Source organism: Microbacterium sp. MYb54, from assembly GCF_002979515.1.
GTDB lineage: Bacteria > Actinomycetota > Actinomycetes > Actinomycetales > Microbacteriaceae > Microbacterium.
This window is the reverse complement of sequence record NZ_PCPA01000007.1, coordinates 79444-96204: the sequence shown is the minus strand read 5'-3', so window position 1 is coordinate 96204 and position 16761 is coordinate 79444. Positions and strand designations below refer to the sequence as shown.

General features: G+C 66.8%; 18 protein-coding genes. 10 read left to right on the top strand and 8 right to left on the bottom strand.

Going from position 1 to position 16761, the window contains the following annotated elements:
* Position 1: 1 nt before the first annotated feature.
* Together CQ040_RS09835 and CQ040_RS09830 are read left to right on the top strand one after the other, a co-directional pair.
* The gene (locus CQ040_RS09835; RefSeq protein WP_105527183.1) at positions 2–1129 is read left to right on the top strand and encodes an ABC transporter permease; all 1128 of its coding nucleotides are present in this window, start codon (positions 2–4) and stop codon (positions 1127–1129) included.
* Positions 1129–3375, top strand: a complete 2247-nt coding sequence (locus tag CQ040_RS09830) for a glycoside hydrolase family 3 N-terminal domain-containing protein (protein ID WP_105527182.1) — start codon at positions 1129–1131, stop codon at positions 3373–3375. Before CQ040_RS09835 ends, CQ040_RS09830 begins: the two co-directional genes overlap by 1 nt.
* 531 nt (positions 3376–3906) lie before the next feature.
* Here CQ040_RS09830 and CQ040_RS09820 read toward each other — a convergent pair.
* From CQ040_RS09820 to CQ040_RS09800, 5 genes are all read right to left on the bottom strand, one after another.
* On the bottom strand, positions 3907–4956 hold the full coding sequence (locus CQ040_RS09820; protein WP_105527180.1) for a hypothetical protein: 1050 nt from the start codon (positions 4954–4956) through the stop codon (positions 3907–3909).
* Positions 4953–5546 (bottom strand): ATP-binding cassette domain-containing protein, encoded by a 594-nt coding sequence (locus CQ040_RS09815; protein ID WP_258131582.1) that lies wholly within the window; start codon positions 5544–5546, stop codon positions 4953–4955. The genes CQ040_RS09820 and CQ040_RS09815 overlap by 4 nt, the downstream gene beginning before the upstream one ends.
* 17 nt (positions 5547–5563) lie before the next feature.
* On the bottom strand, positions 5564–6568 hold the full coding sequence (locus tag CQ040_RS09810; protein ID WP_105527178.1) for a hypothetical protein: 1005 nt from the start codon (positions 6566–6568) through the stop codon (positions 5564–5566).
* Positions 6569–6663: 95 nt separating this feature from the next.
* The gene (locus CQ040_RS09805; protein ID WP_146113898.1) at positions 6664–7254 is read right to left on the bottom strand and encodes a hypothetical protein; all 591 of its coding nucleotides are present in this window, start codon (positions 7252–7254) and stop codon (positions 6664–6666) included.
* A 62-nt stretch (positions 7255–7316) separates the two neighbouring features.
* Positions 7317–7685, bottom strand: coding sequence for a hypothetical protein (locus CQ040_RS09800; protein WP_105527176.1), 369 nt, complete (start codon positions 7683–7685; stop codon positions 7317–7319).
* A 180-nt stretch (positions 7686–7865) separates the two neighbouring features.
* Here CQ040_RS09800 and CQ040_RS09795 point away from each other — a divergent pair, with 180 nt between their 5' ends.
* The 3 genes from CQ040_RS09795 (at position 7866) to CQ040_RS09785 (ending at position 9636) form a co-directional block, all read left to right on the top strand.
* Positions 7866–8447: a hypothetical protein gene (locus CQ040_RS09795; RefSeq protein ID WP_105527175.1), complete on the top strand. Its 582-nt coding sequence runs from the start codon at positions 7866–7868 to the stop codon at positions 8445–8447.
* The gene (locus CQ040_RS09790) at positions 8432–8989 is read left to right on the top strand and encodes an RNA polymerase sigma factor (protein ID WP_105527174.1); all 558 of its coding nucleotides are present in this window, start codon (positions 8432–8434) and stop codon (positions 8987–8989) included. The genes CQ040_RS09795 and CQ040_RS09790 overlap by 16 nt, the downstream gene beginning before the upstream one ends.
* A gap of 131 nt (positions 8990–9120) precedes the next feature.
* Complete coding sequence (locus CQ040_RS09785; protein WP_146113897.1) at positions 9121–9636, top strand: helix-turn-helix transcriptional regulator; 516 nt, start codon at positions 9121–9123, stop codon at positions 9634–9636.
* 223 nt (positions 9637–9859) lie between these two features.
* Here the strand turns inward: CQ040_RS09785 and soxR are convergent, their stop codons facing one another.
* The gene (soxR, locus tag CQ040_RS09780; RefSeq protein WP_028503084.1) at positions 9860–10309 is read right to left on the bottom strand and encodes a redox-sensitive transcriptional activator SoxR; all 450 of its coding nucleotides are present in this window, start codon (positions 10307–10309) and stop codon (positions 9860–9862) included.
* A 119-nt stretch (positions 10310–10428) separates the two neighbouring features.
* Between soxR and fdxA the strand changes: the two genes are divergently transcribed.
* From fdxA to CQ040_RS09760, 4 genes are read left to right on the top strand one after another with little or no spacing between them, the layout of a single operon-like run.
* The gene (fdxA, locus tag CQ040_RS09775; RefSeq protein WP_028503085.1) at positions 10429–10755 is read left to right on the top strand and encodes a ferredoxin; all 327 of its coding nucleotides are present in this window, start codon (positions 10429–10431) and stop codon (positions 10753–10755) included.
* Positions 10752–12110 carry an FAD-dependent oxidoreductase gene (locus CQ040_RS09770; protein ID WP_105527172.1) on the top strand — a complete coding sequence of 453 codons (1359 nt, stop codon included), beginning with the start codon at positions 10752–10754 and terminating at the stop codon, positions 12108–12110. Before fdxA ends, CQ040_RS09770 begins: the two co-directional genes overlap by 4 nt.
* The gene (locus tag CQ040_RS09765; protein WP_105527171.1) at positions 12107–12616 is read left to right on the top strand and encodes a flavin reductase family protein; all 510 of its coding nucleotides are present in this window, start codon (positions 12107–12109) and stop codon (positions 12614–12616) included. The genes CQ040_RS09770 and CQ040_RS09765 overlap by 4 nt, the downstream gene beginning before the upstream one ends.
* A gap of 23 nt (positions 12617–12639) precedes the next feature.
* On the top strand, positions 12640–13269 hold the full coding sequence (locus CQ040_RS09760; RefSeq protein ID WP_105527170.1) for a superoxide dismutase: 630 nt from the start codon (positions 12640–12642) through the stop codon (positions 13267–13269).
* 26 nt (positions 13270–13295) lie between these two features.
* Here CQ040_RS09760 and CQ040_RS09755 read toward each other — a convergent pair whose 3' ends face one another.
* Positions 13296–14303: a LacI family DNA-binding transcriptional regulator gene (locus CQ040_RS09755; protein ID WP_105527169.1), complete on the bottom strand. Its 1008-nt coding sequence runs from the start codon at positions 14301–14303 to the stop codon at positions 13296–13298.
* 101 nt (positions 14304–14404) lie between these two features.
* Positions 14405–16075: a glycoside hydrolase family 13 protein gene (locus CQ040_RS09750; protein WP_105527168.1), complete on the bottom strand. Its 1671-nt coding sequence runs from the start codon at positions 16073–16075 to the stop codon at positions 14405–14407.
* Positions 16076–16234: 159 nt separating this feature from the next.
* Here CQ040_RS09750 and CQ040_RS09745 point away from each other — a divergent pair, with 159 nt between their 5' ends.
* A complete protein-coding gene (locus tag CQ040_RS09745; protein WP_105527167.1) occupies positions 16235–16663 on the top strand; it encodes a DUF1761 domain-containing protein in 429 nt (142 codons plus the stop codon).
* Positions 16664–16761: the final 98 nt, after the last annotated feature.

The window sequence follows — 16761 nt, the reverse complement described above, 5'->3', positions numbered from 1 at the left end:
CATGACCGTTCCCACCACCGCAGCGAGCACGGCGCCCGACGGATCGGCCGTCGTCTCAGGAATGCCCGAGACCGCCACGCTCCGCACCCCGCCGGCAGGCGCACCGCCGCGCAAGACGTTCTGGTCGCAGCTCGCCCAGGCGTTCGCGATGTTCCGCAACCCCAAGTCGATCGCCGGGCTCATCATCCTCGGGGTGTTCGTGCTCATCGCGATCCTCGCCCCCTGGATCTCGCCGTACGGGCCGACGCAGAAGGACCGCACGGCGCTGCGTCAACCGCCCACCTGGGAGCACTGGCTGGGCACGACGCACATGGGGGAAGACGTACTGAGCCAGATCATCTACGGCACCCGCGGTGTGATCGTCGTCGGCTTCCTCGCGGCGTTCATCGCCACGATCATCGCGATCACGATCGGCGTGATCGCCGGCTACGTGCGCGGCTGGAAGAGCGAATCGCTGTCGGCGTTGACGAACGTGTTCCTGGTGATCCCCGGCATCCCGCTCATCATCATCATCGCCTCGCAGTTCGAGAACCCGCCGCTCATCGTGATCGCCGCCGTGCTCGGGATAACGGGCTGGGCGTGGGGTGCCCGTGTGCTGCGCGCGCAGACCATGTCGCTGCGCAACCGCGACTTCATCCAGGCCGCACGCGCCAACGGTGAGCCGCTGCGCCGCATCATCACGGTCGAGATGCTGCCGAACCTGATGGCGCTCATCGCCTCGAGCTTCGTCGGCACCGTGACCGCGGCGATTCTCGGCCTCACCACGCTGGCGTTCATCGGGGTGATCCCGGTGAGCAACCTGAACTGGGGCACCATCCTGTTCTGGGCACAGCAGAACGGCGCCTTCCCGCGCCTGTGGTGGTGGTACGTGCCCGCAGGGCTCTGCATCGCGATCATCGGGGTCGCCCTCTCGCTCATCAACTTCGGCATCGACGAGTACGTCAACCCGCGCCTGCGCTCCGCGGGTGAGCGGGCGAGGGCCATGAAGAAGAAGGGGCTGAACGTGAACGACGCCGTCACGGCCGTCCGCAGCGTGCCCCTGCCGAAGAAGACCCCCGATCCCGTAACGTCGGCGACCTCGCCCGACACCTCCGACTCCTCGAAGACCTCGACCCAGAACACGAAGTGATGACCTCTCAGACTCTGACCACGCAGCTTCCGTACCAGGACCCCGCTCTCTCGATCTCCGAGCGCGTGGCCGACCTCCTCAGCCGCATGACGCTGGAGGAGAAGGTCGGGCAGATGCTCCAGCTCGACGCCCGCGACGACATCGACGACCACATCGCCCGCCGCCACGCGGGATCGATCCTGCACACCTCGCCCGAGCGCATCCTGCGGGCGAACGAGCTCACCGCCCAGACCCGGCTCCGCATCCCGCTGCTGGTGGGAGAGGACTGCATCCACGGGCACTCGTTCTGGCCCGGTGCGACGATCTACCCCACCCAGCTTGGCATGGCCGCGTCATGGGATTCCGAGCTCGTGGAGCGCGTCGCCCGTGCCACCGCCGAAGAGGTCGCGGTGACCGGCATCCACTGGACCTTCTCTCCGGTGCTGTGCATCGCGCGTGACCTGCGCTGGGGCCGCATCGACGAGACCTTCGGCGAAGACCCGTTCCTGATCGGCGAGCTCGCCTCGGCGATGGTGCGCGGCTACCAGGGCGACGGGCTCGACGACCCCACCGCGATCCTCGCGACCGCCAAGCACTTCGCCGGCTACTCCGAGACCCAGGGCGGACGCGACGCGAGCGAGGCCGACATCTCACGACGCAAGCTGCGCTCGTGGTTCCTGCCGCCGTTCGAGCGCGTCGCCCGCGAAGGGTGCCGCACGTTCATGCTCGGCTACCAGACCACCGATGGGGTGCCGATCACGACCAACGACTGGCTGCTCAGCGACGTGCTGCGTGGCGAGTGGGGCTACACCGGCACGCTCATCACCGACTGGGACAACGTCGGTCGCATGGTGTGGGAACAGCGGATCCAGCCCGACATCACGCACGCGGCCGCGGCAGCGGTGCGAGCGGGCAACGACATGATCATGACCACGCCGGCCTTCTTCGAGGGGGCGTTGGATGCCGTCTCGAAGGGCATGCTCGCCGAAGACGCGTTCGACGCGGCGGCCGCCCGCATCCTGACCCTCAAGTTCGAGCTGGGGCTCTTCGAGAACCCGCGTCTGCCCGGCACCGAGCTCGACGCCGTGGTGGGCAGCGCGGCGCACGCCGACCTGAACCTCGAGGTCACGCGCCGCTCGCTCGTACTGCTCGAGAACGACGGCGTGCTGCCGCTCGACCCCGCGTCTGCGCTGAAGGTCGCCGTCACCGGGCCTCTCGCCGACGACGCCCAGACGCAGCTCGGCGACTGGGCCGGCGGCTCCGGTCAGGCGGGCTGGCTCGACGGGCAGCCGCGCGAGATGATCACGACCGTGCTCGACGGCCTGCAGGCGATCGACGGCTGGAGCGTCACCCACGCCCGCGGGGCCGACATCCTCACGCTCGAAGAAGACCCGCAGGGGCCGTTCTTCCCTGACAAGCAGCCGCGCCCGCCGGTCGTGAAGGCCTGTGAGCCGGATGCCGCGCTGATCGCGGAAGCCGTCGCCGCGGCATCCGACTCCGACGTCGTCGTGGCGGTCGTGGGCGATCGGATCGAGCTCGTGGGCGAGGGACGCTCCACTGCGACGCTCGAGCTCATCGGTGGGCAGAACGCCCTGATCGACGCGCTCATCGCGACCGGGAAGCCCGTCGTGATCGTGCTGCTCGCTTCGAAGCCGCTCGTGCTCCCGGCCTCCGCGTCGAAGGCCGCCGCCGTGATCTGGGCGGCGAACCCCGGCATGCAGGGTGGCCGCGCACTGGCCGACATCATCTCGGGGGCCGCCGAGCCGTCCGGGCGTCTGCCGATCTCGTTCGCCCGCCACGTGGGCCAGCAGCCCACGTACTACAACCAGATCCGCGGACAGCACGGCGACCGCTACGCCGACCTCACGCAGTCACCCGCCTGGGCGTTCGGCGAGGGGCTGTCGTACACGACCGTGGAGTACTCCGACCTCGTGCTGGAGGAGACCTCGCTGGGAGAGTCCGACACGATCGTCGGTCACGTCACGGTGTCGAACACAGGGGAGCGGCCGGCGCGCGAGACCGTGCAGGTCTACGTGCGCGACTCCGTGACGAGCGTGAGCTGGACCGACAAGGAGCTCAAGACCTTCCGTCAGGTCGATGTCGCTCCGGGTGAGTCCATGAGCGTGCGCGTCGAGCTGCCCGTGGCCGACTGCACGATCGTCGACGCTGCCGGCAACCGCATCGTCGAGGCCGGCACGTTCGAGCTGCTGGTGGGTCCGAGCTCGCGCGACGAGGTGCTCCTCTCCGCGGACTTCGAGGTCGCCTGACCGGAGGAGGCAGCCAAGGCGTGTCTGACAGAGGTCGACGAGTGACGATGAGGGTTGTCGGTTAGCCTCAGCTCCCCACGCATCGTCGCCGTCCGGACTGTCAAGTCCAACGGAGTGGATCTTGGCTCTACGTCTGGCTCGACGTGCAGAGCGGAGCGATCGCGTACGTGGGCGGTACTGGATTCGACCCCGAGCTGCGCGCTTATCTGCATTTCAGGAGTGAGGATCCTCAGCTCGGACGCGTGCGAGCAAAGGTGCCTCACTACGATGAGCGAGACTTCGACGTGCTCGCATTCGAGTTGCACGATGGCGTCGACAGGCCGACTGCGAAATAGGTGACCCTCACGGAGATGGTCTCACGCTTCGAATCCTTGAGGCCGTAGCACGTGGGTGGCAGCTGTCGGGATGTACGTCGAGGGGGACTACGAACCACCCTTGTTGATCTTGACGATGCGCGTCTTCCCCGCCCACTCTCAAACGCACGGACATGCCCGGGTCTACCTGCGGCACAGCGAGCATCGTGTGGGGTGTTCAGAGCTTCCCCGCGTTCGACCGGCCGACGGAGATGCAGATGAACGTCGCAACGACCGGAACGAGCGCGATACCCAGGAGGAACATTCCCGCGGAGGCGCCAGCGAACTCGAGGGCCTCCGTGCGCACGTCGCCTATGGCGGCGACGACTGCAGCGGCGAGTACTCCGCCTGCGGCAGGGACGTAGACCGTGATCGTGGACTCGACCAGGCTCATCACCAGTGACCCTCGGTGTGAGAGACCGAGTTGTTGGTAGACGGCGAAGTCATGTCGCCGGCTCCAGACGGAGGATCCGACAGCGAACACGATGGTGCCGATAGCGCAGAGAATGACCCACAGCTGCGGGCTGGAGGAGAGGAGCTCTTGGCCCGTCGATCCGGCTGGTTTCCCTGGCACCAGCGGGATCGTGCGGGCACCCTCTGCAGTGGGGAACCATGCTGCGGCTAGCGATGCGATCCCTTCTTCCGCACCCGGTGACGCCTCGACGTAGCATTCGGACGCCACGCTCTGGGCCGATGACGGGATCATCACTATCGAGTGAAGACTGGAGATGCGTCCGGCTGATATGGCGGCGCCACCGGCTGTGAGCTCGTGCTCGGCGCCGTCGATCATCACGGGGGTGGGGACGCCGCTAGAAAGAGCGTTCTCGGTCGAAGGCGCCACGATGCTCCCCGGAACGAGATCCGGGAGCTCTGGCCATTGCAGGACCGGTAGTCCGGGAGTGACCAGCATTGCTGAGATCGGGCGGCCGCCAGCGGACCTCAACTCCACCGAGCGCAGGACAGCGCCGGCTGTGGTGACGCCCGCAACCGAACGGAACAGATCGCAGCGCGCGGTAGAGATCCGTCCCCCGCTGCTGCCGATGACCATGATCGATCGCCCCTCGGCGATGTCCTGCTCGAGCATCTCGTGCGCCTGCGAGACGGTGGCCCACGGAAGGATGAAGGCCGCGAAGGCCAGCGCCGCGGAGAGCACGGCGATCAGAGCCGTCTGAAGCGGGCGGGCGAAGGTGTTGCTGATCGCTTCGGAGACGCAGTCGACGATCTTCATCGGGTCGTTCTCTGGCCGATGTCGAAAACGGTGTCGGCGAAGGCCGCCACGTCCTTGTCGTGCGTCGCCATGATGACCAGGGCGCCGTCGCCTGCCGCGGCACGTAGGGCGGTCGCCACCCGCATCTTCGCCTCCGCGTCGAGTGAGGATGTGGGTTCATCGGCGAGAATCATTCGCGCCTGAGAAGCGAGAGCGCGAGCGACAGTTACTCTCTGCCGCTCGCCACCGGAGAGTTTCTTGGCGCGGACGTTCACCAGGTGCTCGATGCCCAGGCGAGCCATCTCCCGCTCCGCCCGCGCCAGCGCCTCGGGCTGTGGAACCCCCTGAAAGAGAGGGCCGAGCGCCACGTTATCCAGCGCCGTTCGGCTGACGAGAAGGGGACTGTTCTGCACGATCCATCCAGCAGAGGATGGCGCTCCGCTCTCATCGGTTTCTGCGATGCAGTCACCGGCTGAGGCCTGTATGGAGCCGGAGATGATGCCCAGAAGAGTCGTCTTGCCAGAACCAGAGGGGCCGGTGACGCTCACGAAAGAGGGAGGCTCCCACGCAAAATCCAGATCCTGGAATAACCATCGAGAACCGAACCTCATGCCGAGGTCTCGTGCGACTATGCGCATGTTGCTCCGGTTGCCGTGGGGTTGACGAGCACGCTCTCGCCGGCCTTCACCTTCGCTGCGATGAGCGAGGTGCCGTCGACGGACTCGATCGTCTCGGCGACAACCACACGACGCCTATCTCCGTCGCGGACGACGACACAGGTTCCGTCTGTGCCGGTGAGAACTGCGGCGGCAGGCACGACGATCGCCGCAGGCTGAGGAGTTACGACGCGTGCAGATGAGGTGAGAGCTCCTTGTGTGACCCCGTCGGCTATCTGGGGGAGCGCTGCAGGATCGATTGCGGTCCGAGCCTCGTCGACTGCAAATTCGTTCTGGCCGACCAGTACGACGGCATCTTCGGGAACGGTGACAGTGGAAGAGGCAATCGCTTCTGGGGTGATCGGGTTGTCCTCGGTGATCTCAGCTATGGCCTCGGGCGTGACGATGTGCGCCGACACGAGTTGGTCTATGGCTGTCGCTACGGGTTCGCCGCCGGCGGGAGCTGGTCGACCGGCCTTCACGTGCACTTCGCTGACGGTGAGTTCCGCCGCCGGAATGAAGACCAGCCATCCTGGGTCGAACGACTGCAGCCCCTGTGTGGTGTCGACGCCGATGGACTTCGCGAACGAGGAGACCTGCAGCCATGTGTCCCAACTGAGTCGGTCGCTGTCCGGGACATCGATGCCCCGGGAGCGGAGGAACTCGAGCAGCGCCTTGACGTCCTCCCCGGTGGATCCTGGGCCGAGGGCACGATAAAGCGGCACGTTCATAAAGGCCGCGATGCGCTTCACGCCATCGACATCGACGACCGCGTCTCCGCTCTTGAGAACGCCGCCGGGTTGGACATAGACGCGAACGACTGTGCCTGACCACGCCGGCGCGGGTAGTTCGGCACCGTCGCTCCACTCGAGTGCGAGGCCGGCTGCCTGGGCGCGCGTCTCTTCAGCGCTGAGCGCCGGCGCCCAGACTTCTTGGGTCGCGACGATGGTCTTCGTGGAGAGGTGTTGATAGAGCATCCCCACGCCGATGACTGGCGCCAGAATCCAACAGACCGCGACGACCCAGAAGGCTACGTCACGGCGTCGTCGTGGGGTTTGCTCAGCAGACTTGCTCAATACGCCACTCCGACGTACGGCAGCTCTGGGAAGAGGCGCAACGCCTCGTCATTGATGCATGTCGCGGCCGCTTCACGCTGCACACCCTCGTCAGCAGTCGGATCGCCGCTGAAGGCGCGAATATCTCGTGCGTTGTCCGGGATCTCGTAATCCTGATCGGCCATGCATGCTTGCGCGGCGATGCGAAGCGACTCGTCCATCCGCTGTGTGCCGGTGTTCAGATAGGCCGCCTCGACGATACTTAGGTCAGGGTCCTTGCATGAGAGGTCGTCCTCCCCGAAGGCATCCGGCTCGCGCGTGCCCATGTCGATGTCGTAGATGTGCGTCATCGAGTTTGTGGGATTCACCATAGGTGCAGGGACTTCGTATCCGAGATCGCGCATGCACGAGGCATAGCGCTCCGATGCGGCTGCGTAGTCGACTGCATCGACTTCGCCGTCCTCCAATAAGCCTGCCAGCCACGCGTTGCCGTCTTCGCGGTACATATCCGCGGTGCTCTTGATCTGCTCGGCCGTCAAGGACCCGCCACCCTGACCCGGCGCCTGTGCGGAGCATGCAGTCAGAAACAGCATGCTCGCGGCACTCATGATGACGAGGTTCCTGAGCAGCGGGTCCCTAGAGAATCGGGTCAACTCGCGACCTTTGCGCCTCATACGTGCCATCCACCGACGTAGCCGTTCGCGGCGATTGCCGACGCCTGAGCGAAGCTCACACCGGAGGTGCCGTTCCACAGGGTGCTGCCGCCGGACTGGCGCAGGCCAGCGTGAACGGGCACGATGAAGACGCAGATGTTGCCGGACTCGGCCGTGTTGGCGTAGGCCGTCGAACCGCTTTGCCAACTTTTGCCCTTGGCGTTGCCCGTGCAGCCCGCAGGAGGCCCCACCGTGACGCTGCCCCACGCCATAGCGGGTGCGGCGATGCCGCCGACGAGTCCCATCACTCCGATCGCTGCAGCGGCAGCGATGCCGAGGGGACGTTTGCTGCGGCGGCGCGGCGACGCTGATTGCGTACGACTCATGGATTCCTCACTTCTCTCAGAGGTCGAAGTTGACCTGCTTCGAGGATGGATCACGCGCGCGAAGGGCGATATGTATCCAGGGATACATATCGTGCGATCTCAGAGATTCTTCTTCGCCGACGCAACAGTTCAGGGATGATCGGACATGAGCAGTAGTGAACGGATCATCGGAGGAAACCCATGGACGACACACAGCTCAACCGGCTGCTCACTCCGCACGACAAGTGGGCAGAGTCGCCGGAAATCCTTGACGCGATGCTCGAACGCGTCGCCAGGAACGCGGCCGAGCAGCACGCGCGGCCCCCACGTCGTCGGCGCGGCGCGCGCATCGCAGCAACACTGGGTGCGCTTCTGGGCGTCGGGGTTCTCGCGACGGCGGCAGCCGTCTACGTCGCCCCGAACTTCACCCCGGATGCTGTCATCCCGATCTCCTACGTTACGGACGAGGGCACCACGGTCGAGTGCACGTTCTCGCTCGCGGTCAGGTCGTGGGATGGCACGAACGTCACCGAGGCGAAGGAATGGATCGCCTCGCACGACTGGACCGGCATCGGCCAACGCGGCTACGACCTCGGCGAGAAGAACCCGGACTCCGTCGGCGACCCTGACGTCGACCCCGAGCTCACCCAGGAGGACCTGGACCAGCTGACTGTGTCCTCTGGCATCGGCACCGCAGTCGTGGAGGAGATCCCGTTCGAGTTGATCAATGGACCCGGTATCGGAACCTCCGGCAGTTCGACGTGCACATGGGTGCGGCACTGATGCCCGGCGGTCGTTCCGACGAGTCCGTCGAGGCCCTGGTGTGGATGTGGAGCGACGACAGGCTCGACCTTCCCCGCCTGATCGATGAGAGCAAACGCGCACTGTTCGCGTACTTCGCTCGGCGGGTCGTCTCCACCGACGATGCGGCCGACCTCACCAGTGAGGTGCTACTGACGATGTGGCGCAAGGTCGACGCCATGCCCGCGGAGCCCGTGGACGCACGGATGTGGATGTTCGGGATCGCCCGGAACGTGCTCGCTAACCACCGACGTGCACTCTCTCGCAGGCGGAATCTCAGCGACAGGCTCAAGGGGGAAGCACTCGTCAGCGGCGACTCCCGCCCTGTGCGGGACGATGTATGGGAAGCACTCGAGGCACTTTCTGCGGGCGATCGCGAGATCATCCAGCTCGTTCACTGGGATGGGTTCTCTCTCGCAGAGGCGGCGAAGATTCTCGGCAAGAAGCCGGGGACCGTCCGCAGCAGATATTCACGGGCCCGGGCGAAGCTTCGGGCTGATCTCACCCTTGAGACTGACTCCTAGAGCGTTCTGCCAACCGGCGAAACGACACCTTGCGGAGCATCGGACCCAAGGTGAGGGTGTGTCTGGCATCGGAGCTGTTGGCCGACGCCGTGGAACACGTTCTCCTCTCAGAGGGCCACCGGGTGCAGCGAATGGCTGATCCGGAGGCGAACTTGTTGCGCCCAGAAGACGTGCTGGTCAGCGACCCAACGGTGCTCTCACCGCGCGAAGCCCGCCGCACCGGGTGCATGCGCACGATCTTGTTGCACGAGTCCGGGTTACAGTCGACGCACGAGTATCCCGCTTTCGTCCGCCACATCTCGGCGGGCGGCGGCATCCGCGCACTGCTCACGGAAGTGCAGATCAGCATGACGCGCGGTGCAGCGCAGATTCTGCTCACCCCGCGGCAGTTGCAGGTCCTCACCCACGCAGCTCACGGGGCGACGAATCAGGACATCGCCGGAGCGCTCGTCATATCCGTAGGAACTGTCAAGCGGCATCTCCACGACGCCTACTCGGCACTGCAGGTGAGCAGTCGACTCGAAGCTGTCCGCGCCTGCGGCCTGTTGGCCCCGCCACATCAACACTCTCGCTTGATGCGCGCTCGGGTATCTGCGGGACGGGAGGTGCGAGCGACCGAAGAACTGCATGGGGTTGTCGCGGGTTAGCCGTACGGGGGTACTTTTCCATTCGGCGTCAGCGATAGCCGTCGTGCCCGCCATGTCGGTGGGCACGTCCATTGCCTCGTCTACGCGGTTGTGTGCAGCGTTCTGAGGCGAATCAGTCCGAAAGCCGAGAAGATGACCAATGTTGCAACGCCCACATCTCCCCAGAAGACGGGCCTTGACCACGGCGCGCCCATTGTCAGATACGCCCTAGTCCTGGAGGCAGTCAGTCCTGGAGGCGCTGGGGGCCGGCGCCCTGGGTGCCGAGGGCGTCGTCGGGGTTGAGCAGGCCGCACGCCTTCATCGAAAGGCAGCCGCAGCCGATGCATCCGGTCAGTTCGCGTTCGAGACGTTCGATGCCCTCGCGCCGCTTCTCGAGCTCGCGCTTCCACCGCCGCGAGGCCCGCTGCCAGTCGGCGTGACTCGGGGTCTCGGTCAGTGGCACGTCGGCGAACGCGGTCTGCACGTCGGAGAGCGGGATGCCGAGGCGTTTGGCGACCGTGATGAGCGAGACGCGGCGCAGCATGTGCCGGGCGTAGCGGCGCTGATTGCCCGGCGTGCGGGTGGAGGCGATGAGGCCGAGCGTCTCGTAGAAGTGCAGCGCGGAGGCTGCGACACCGGTGCGCCTGGTCATCTCGCCGATCGTCAGCGGCTCGTCGGGTGCGTGCGGGGTCATCCGGCTGCTTCTCCTTCGATTTGACCTCAAGTATACTTGAGGTTTTACGGTTGACGAGTGGCCCCGAAACGGGTCGATCGACCGAACGAGGACAGTGTGACCCGAACGAAGACCCCGCGATGACCTATGTGATCGCTCTGCCGTGCGTCGATGTGAAGGACAAGGCCTGCATCGACGAGTGCCCCGTCGACTGCATCTACGAGGGTGAACGCTCGCTCTACATCCACCCCGACGAGTGTGTCGACTGCGGTGCATGTGAACCGGTCTGCCCGGTCGAGGCCATCTTCTACGAAGACGATCTGCCCGATGAGTGGCAGGACTACTACAAGGCCAACGTCGAGTTCTTCGACGAGCTCGGCTCTCCCGGAGGCGCCGCGAAGACGGGGATGCTCTCGTTCGACCACCCGATCATCGCCGCGCTCGCACCTCAGGGAGAACACGCATGACCATCGCCGAACCGCGCATCGCCATCGTCGGAGCGGGCCCCGCGGGCATCTACGCCGCCGACATCCTGCTCGGCCGCGTGCCGGACGCGTCGATCGACCTGTTCGAGAAGCTCCCGGCGCCCTACGGGCTGGTGCGCTACGGGGTCGCCCCGGATCACCCCCGCATCCGCAAGATCACCGATGCCCTGCACGAGGTGCTCGTGAACCCGCGCATCCGGCTGCGGTGCAACGTCGAGATCGGCCGTGACGTCGAGATCGACGAGCTGCGTGCCGCGTACGACGGCGTGATCGTGGCGACGGGTGCCGACCTCGACGTCGCCCTCGACATCCCCGGCATCGATCTGCCCGGCTCCTTCGGCGCGGCCGACTTCGTGGCCTGGTACGACGGGCATCCCGATGTTCCGCGCACGTGGCCGCTCGCTGCCGAATCCGTCGCGGTGCTCGGCGCCGGCAACGTGGCGCTCGACGTGACGCGGATCCTCGCCAAGCACGCCTCTGCGCTGACCCACACCGACACCCCGGATGCCGTGCTCGACCAGCTCGCGGCCAGCCCGCTGCGCGACGTGCACCTGTTCGCCCGTCGGGGGCCGGCCGACGTGCGGTTCTCGGCCATGGAGCTGCGCGAACTCGCCGAGCAGGACGACGTCGACGTGATCGTCGACCCGGACGAGCTCGCCCTCGACGAGCACGCCGAACGGATGGTCGCGCAGTTCTCGCAGCGTCGCATCATCGTGCGCACCATGACCGAGTGGGCTGCCCTCGATCCTGCGAGCCGCACGGCTTCGCGCCGTATCCACCTGCACCTGCGACAGCGCCCGGTTCGCCTCCTCGGCACCGACACCGTGACCGGCATCGAGATGGAGCGCACCGCATCCGACGAGCTGGGCCGCATGGTCGGCACGGGTGAGCTGCTGCGTTACGACGTCGGGGCGGTCTACCGCGCGGTGGGCTACCGCTCGACCCCCGTTCCCGGGATGCCGTTCGACGCCGCCCTCGGGGTGGTGCCGCACATCGAGGGCCGTGTCGTCGACGCGGAAGGCACGCCGATCCCGCGGCTGTATGCCACCGGCTGGATCAAGCGCGGTCCGGTGGGCCTCATCGGCTCGACCAAGTCGGATGCCGCGCAGACCATCGGCCACGTCGTCGACGACCTCGACGCGATTGAGCGCGAAGCACGCGACGACGACCCGATCGCCCACCTCGCGCACGCTGTCGACCTCGACGGCTGGTTGCGCATCGATGCCGCCGAGCGCGGCGCCGGAGCCGAACGAGGACGCGAGCGCACCAAGCTCGTCGAGCGCGCGGAGATGCTCGCGCATGCCAAGCAGGAACAGATGATGGAGGCCGGTCGATGACCGCGACACCCGTACCCACCCCGATCGGCGAAGGGCTGAAGGCCGCGTTCCGCACGCATCCCGCCGGCGTCGCGATCATCACCGCCGCCACCCCCGATGGCCCGGTCGGCCTCACGGCATCGAGCGTCGCCTCGGTCGCGGTCGACCCCGCCGCGATCGTGTTCTCCGTGACCCGGGCCACAGGTTCCGCCGGGGCGATCCTCGCGGCCGACACCTTCGTGGTGCACCTGATCGACGACGAGCACTCCGCCCTCGCGCAGAGCTTCGCGGTCAGCGGGTCCGAGCGCTTCACGCCGGAGCAGGGCTGGGCGACGCTGCCGACCGGTGAACCGCACCTGCCCGAGGCCAGGGTCGCGCTGCGAAGCCGCCCGATCCAGACCGTGGCCGTCGGTTCGTCGACCGTCGTCATCGCCGAGGTCATCGAGGTGCTGCCCGGGTCGGCCGGCCGGCCGCTCGTCTACATCGACCGCCGTTTCCACGCACTCCCGCACGACACCCACCACTGAAAGAACATCGAAAGGAAGACGACATGTCCACTCTCTACACGCTCCCCGAGCTGCCCTACGACTACTCGGCCCTCGCCCCGCACATCTCGGGCAAGATCATGGAGCTGCACCACTCCAAGCACCACCAGGCCTACGTGACGGGTGCGAACACCGCGCTCGAGCAGCTCGCCACCGCCCGCAGCGCCGGTGACCTCGCGAACGTGAACAAACTCGAGAAGGACCTCGCGTTCAACCTCGGCGGCCACATCAACCACTCGGTGTTCTGGCAGAACCTCTCGCCCGAGGGCGGCGGAGCACCCGAGGGTGAGCTCGAGGCCGCACTCGTCGACGCTTTCGGGTCGATCGACGCCTTCCGTGCACACTTCACCGCGACCGCACTCGGTGTGCAGGGATCGGGCTGGGCCGTGCTCGCCTGGGACAGCGTGGGCGCCCGCCCCGTGATCTTCCAGCTGTTCGACCAGCAGGGCAACGCCCCTCTCGGTGTCACCCCGCTGCTGCAGCTCGACGTCTGGGAGCACGCCTACTACCTCGACTACCTCAACGTGCGCGCCGACTACGTCAAGGCGTTCTGGAACCTCGTGAACTGGCCCGACGTGCAGCGCCGCTTCGAGGCCGCCCGCACCGCGACCAAGGGCCTCATCGTCGCGAGCTGAACCCGCGACGATCGCCCGCCTTCGACCTACAGGAGGCGGGCGGTCGTCCCGCGCACGTTCAGCTCGTAGGGCAGTGCAGACGGGATGTGCACGGCATCCGGCGTGGTGAGTTTGGCCAGCACCGCATCCGCTGCGCGCTCGCCCTGCCCGAGCGGGAACTGATCGACCGTGGTCAGGCGGAAGAACTCGCCGAGTTCGTGACCGTCGATGCCGACGATCGACAGCTCCTCCGGCACGTTGAAGCCGAGATCGCGGGCCGCGAGCAGTGCGCCGATGGCCATCTCGTCCGATGCCGCGAACACCGCGGTCGGGCGAGGTCCTGGACGCCCGAGCAGCTGCTTCGCCGCGCGGTAGCCGCCCTCGACCGTGAAGTCGGCAGGTTCGAGGAAAGCGTGGTTCAGGGGGATCCCGGCCTTCGCCAGAGCCTTCTCGAAGCCCAGGCGGCGGTTGGTCGGGATGTGGAAGTCGATGTCGAACTCGGGATTCGCCCCGATGTGCGCGATGTCGGTGTGGCCGAGGCTGATCAGATGCTCGGTCGCCAGCTGGGCCACCGCCACGTCGTCGACCGTGAGGGTGTCGAGCTTCGGGTTCGGGCCGCCGATCGCGATCACGGGAAGCCCGAGGTCGAGCAGGTACTGCGTCTCGTCTTCGTCGAGCTCGATCGACACGGCGATCACGGCATCCACACGCTGACGACGCAGGAACGTGTCGAACACATGTCGGCGCACGTCCTTGTCGGCCGTGATGTTGTACAGCGTGATGTCGTAGCCCGCACGCATGAGCGCGGCCGAGACGCCGGAGAGCACGGTGCTGAAGAACCAGCGGTCGAGGAAGGGGACGATGACCCCGATGTTGCGGGTGCGGCCGGACGCCAGACTCGACGCGCGCGACGAGACCACGTAGCCGAGGGCCTGCGCCGCCGCCTGCACGCGCTCCTTGGCGGACTCGGACACGTGACCGCGGCCGCTCAGTGCGCGCGAGACGGTCGCTGTGGAGACTCCTGCGAGCCGGGCGACCTCATCGATGCTGGCCATGGTTTCCTCTTCGAAAAGTGTTCCGGTCGCGATTCCTGTCGGGTCACGCGGGACGTGAGCGACAGCAATCACGACCGGAAGGGGCCTGTCAGACCGGAGTGTCAGGCCTGGGCTGCGGTGGTGTACCAGACGGCGGTGTCGACGGGGATCGCCGCACCATCGAAGGGCTGGCTCTGCAGCATGATGAGCGCGTCAGACGGCAGCTCGATCGGGGTGGTGCCGAGGTTCGCGACCACGTGCACGTCGCCGCGGCGGAAGGCCACCGCGTCGGGGCCGGCTTCCTCCCAGACCAGCGATCCGCTGCCGAAGCCGTGCTCACGACGTGCGGCCAGCAGACGCTTGTACAGCGCGAGGGTCGAGCCGGGGTCGACCTCCTCGACATCGCGCGAGTAGGCCGCCCAGTCGGCGGGCTGCGGGAGCCACGACAGACCGGTGTCGTTGAAGCCGAAGGCCGGAGCCTCCGCTTCCCAGGGCAGCGGCACGCGGCATCCGTCGCGACCGTAGCGCTCACCGTTCGTGCGGAACCAGGTCGGGTCCTGACGGAACTCGTCCGGGATCTCCATCGCCTCGGGCAGTCCGAGCTCTTCGCCCTGGTACAGGTACGACGAACCGGGCAGCGCCAGCATCAGCGTGGTCGCGGCGCGGGCACGAGCCAGGCCGATCGCGGTGTCGGGCTTGTTCGGGGTGTTCGGGCCGATGCCCTCGCCCTGCGGGTTCTCAGCCGTGAGCGCGAGGCGCGAGGCGTGGCGCACGACATCGTGGTTCGAGAGCACCCACGTGCTCGGGGCGCCGACCGCGCCGAAGTCGTCGAGCGATTCGCGGATGACATCGCCCAGGGACTTCGCATCCCACGGGGTCATCAGGTACGGGAAGTTGAAGGTCTGGTGCATCTCGTCAGGCCGCACCCAGAGGGCGGTCTGCTTGAGCGTCGGCATCCAGGCCTCGCCGCACAGGGCGCGGTCGCCGTCGTACTCGGCGAGCACCTTGTGCCAGTCGCGGTAGATGTCGTGCACGCCGTCCTGACCCCAGTACGGCACGTTCGACTCACCGCCGCCCATGGAGTCGGCATCGCTCGGGGGCGTGTAGTCGGGCAGGCCCTCGGCCTTGATCATGCCGTGGGCCACGTCGACACGGAAGCCGTCGACACCGCGGTCGAGCCAGAAGCGCAGGATGGAGCGGAACTCCTCGCGCACCTCTTCGTTGTTCCAGTCGAAGTCGGGCTGCGTGGCGTCGAAGATGTGCAGGTACCACTGGCCGAGGGTGCCGTCGGCCTCGACGACGCGCTCCCACATGCCGCCGCCGAACACGGACTCCCAGTTGTTCGGGGGAAGCTCGCCGTTCTCGCCCTTGCCGTCGCGGAAGATGTAGCGCGCGCGCTCGGGGCTTCCGGGTGCGGCCTTCAGCGCCTGCTGGAACCAGACGTGCTGGTCGGACGAGTGGTTCGGGACCAGGTCGACGACGACGCGGATGTCGCGGGCGTGGGCGGCCTCGAGCATGTCGTCGAAGTCGGCGAGCGTGCCGAACAGCGGGTCGACGTCGCGGTAGTCGGCCACGTCGTACCCGGCGTCGCGCTGGGGGCTCGTCATGAACGGGCTCAACCAGATCGCGTCGACGCCGAGCTCCTGCAGGGAGTCGAGGCGACTCGTGATGCCCGGCAGATCGCCGATGCCGTCACCGGAGGCATCCGCGAAGGAGCGGGGGTAGATCTGGTAGATGACGGCGCTGCGCCACCACTCGGAACCTGGGGCTGCGATCTGCTCAAGCTGTGCCATGGGAACAGGTTAGTGCAAACGCTTACATTCATGCCAGAGCGGGGATCGAATCGGTTCGGTAGACGTCGTCCGGCGTGTGGGGAGTGATGTGCGGCCGTGCCGCTCCCGCGGCGGCACATCGCGGGAGTATGGTGAGGCATCCGATGAGTGGAGGCTGTCATGGTTCCCGAGATCAATTACTGGGCGGTCCTGTTGGCCACCGCGTCGAGCATGCTCGTCGGCTCGGTCTGGTACGCCCCGAAGGTGTTCGGCACGAGGTGGTCGAAGCTCGCGAACGTCGACATGGACCGGCCGGCGGCCACCGCCGCATGGCCCATCATCACCACGGTCATCGTAAGTTTCATCACGGCCTGGGTGCTCGCCGGGGCATCCTCCATCGCCTGGCACTTCTACGGCGGCTCGTACTTCTGGGGCGCCATCGTCACTGCGGTCACATTGTGGGCGGGCTTCACCGCCGCCCGGTTCATCACGCACGACGCGTTCGAGGGGCGGTCGACGAAGCTCACGACGCTCAACATCGCGCACGAGCTGGTCACGGTGGTGGTCATGGCGATCATCATCGGCGTCTGGCCGCCGGCGCTGGGCTAGGCCAGCGAGCTCCGACCCGACCATCGCCCCGTCGCCGAACGGAACGGAAACACTAGACTTTCGCCACTTCTCCCGCTGTGACGGGCCTGTCAGGCTTT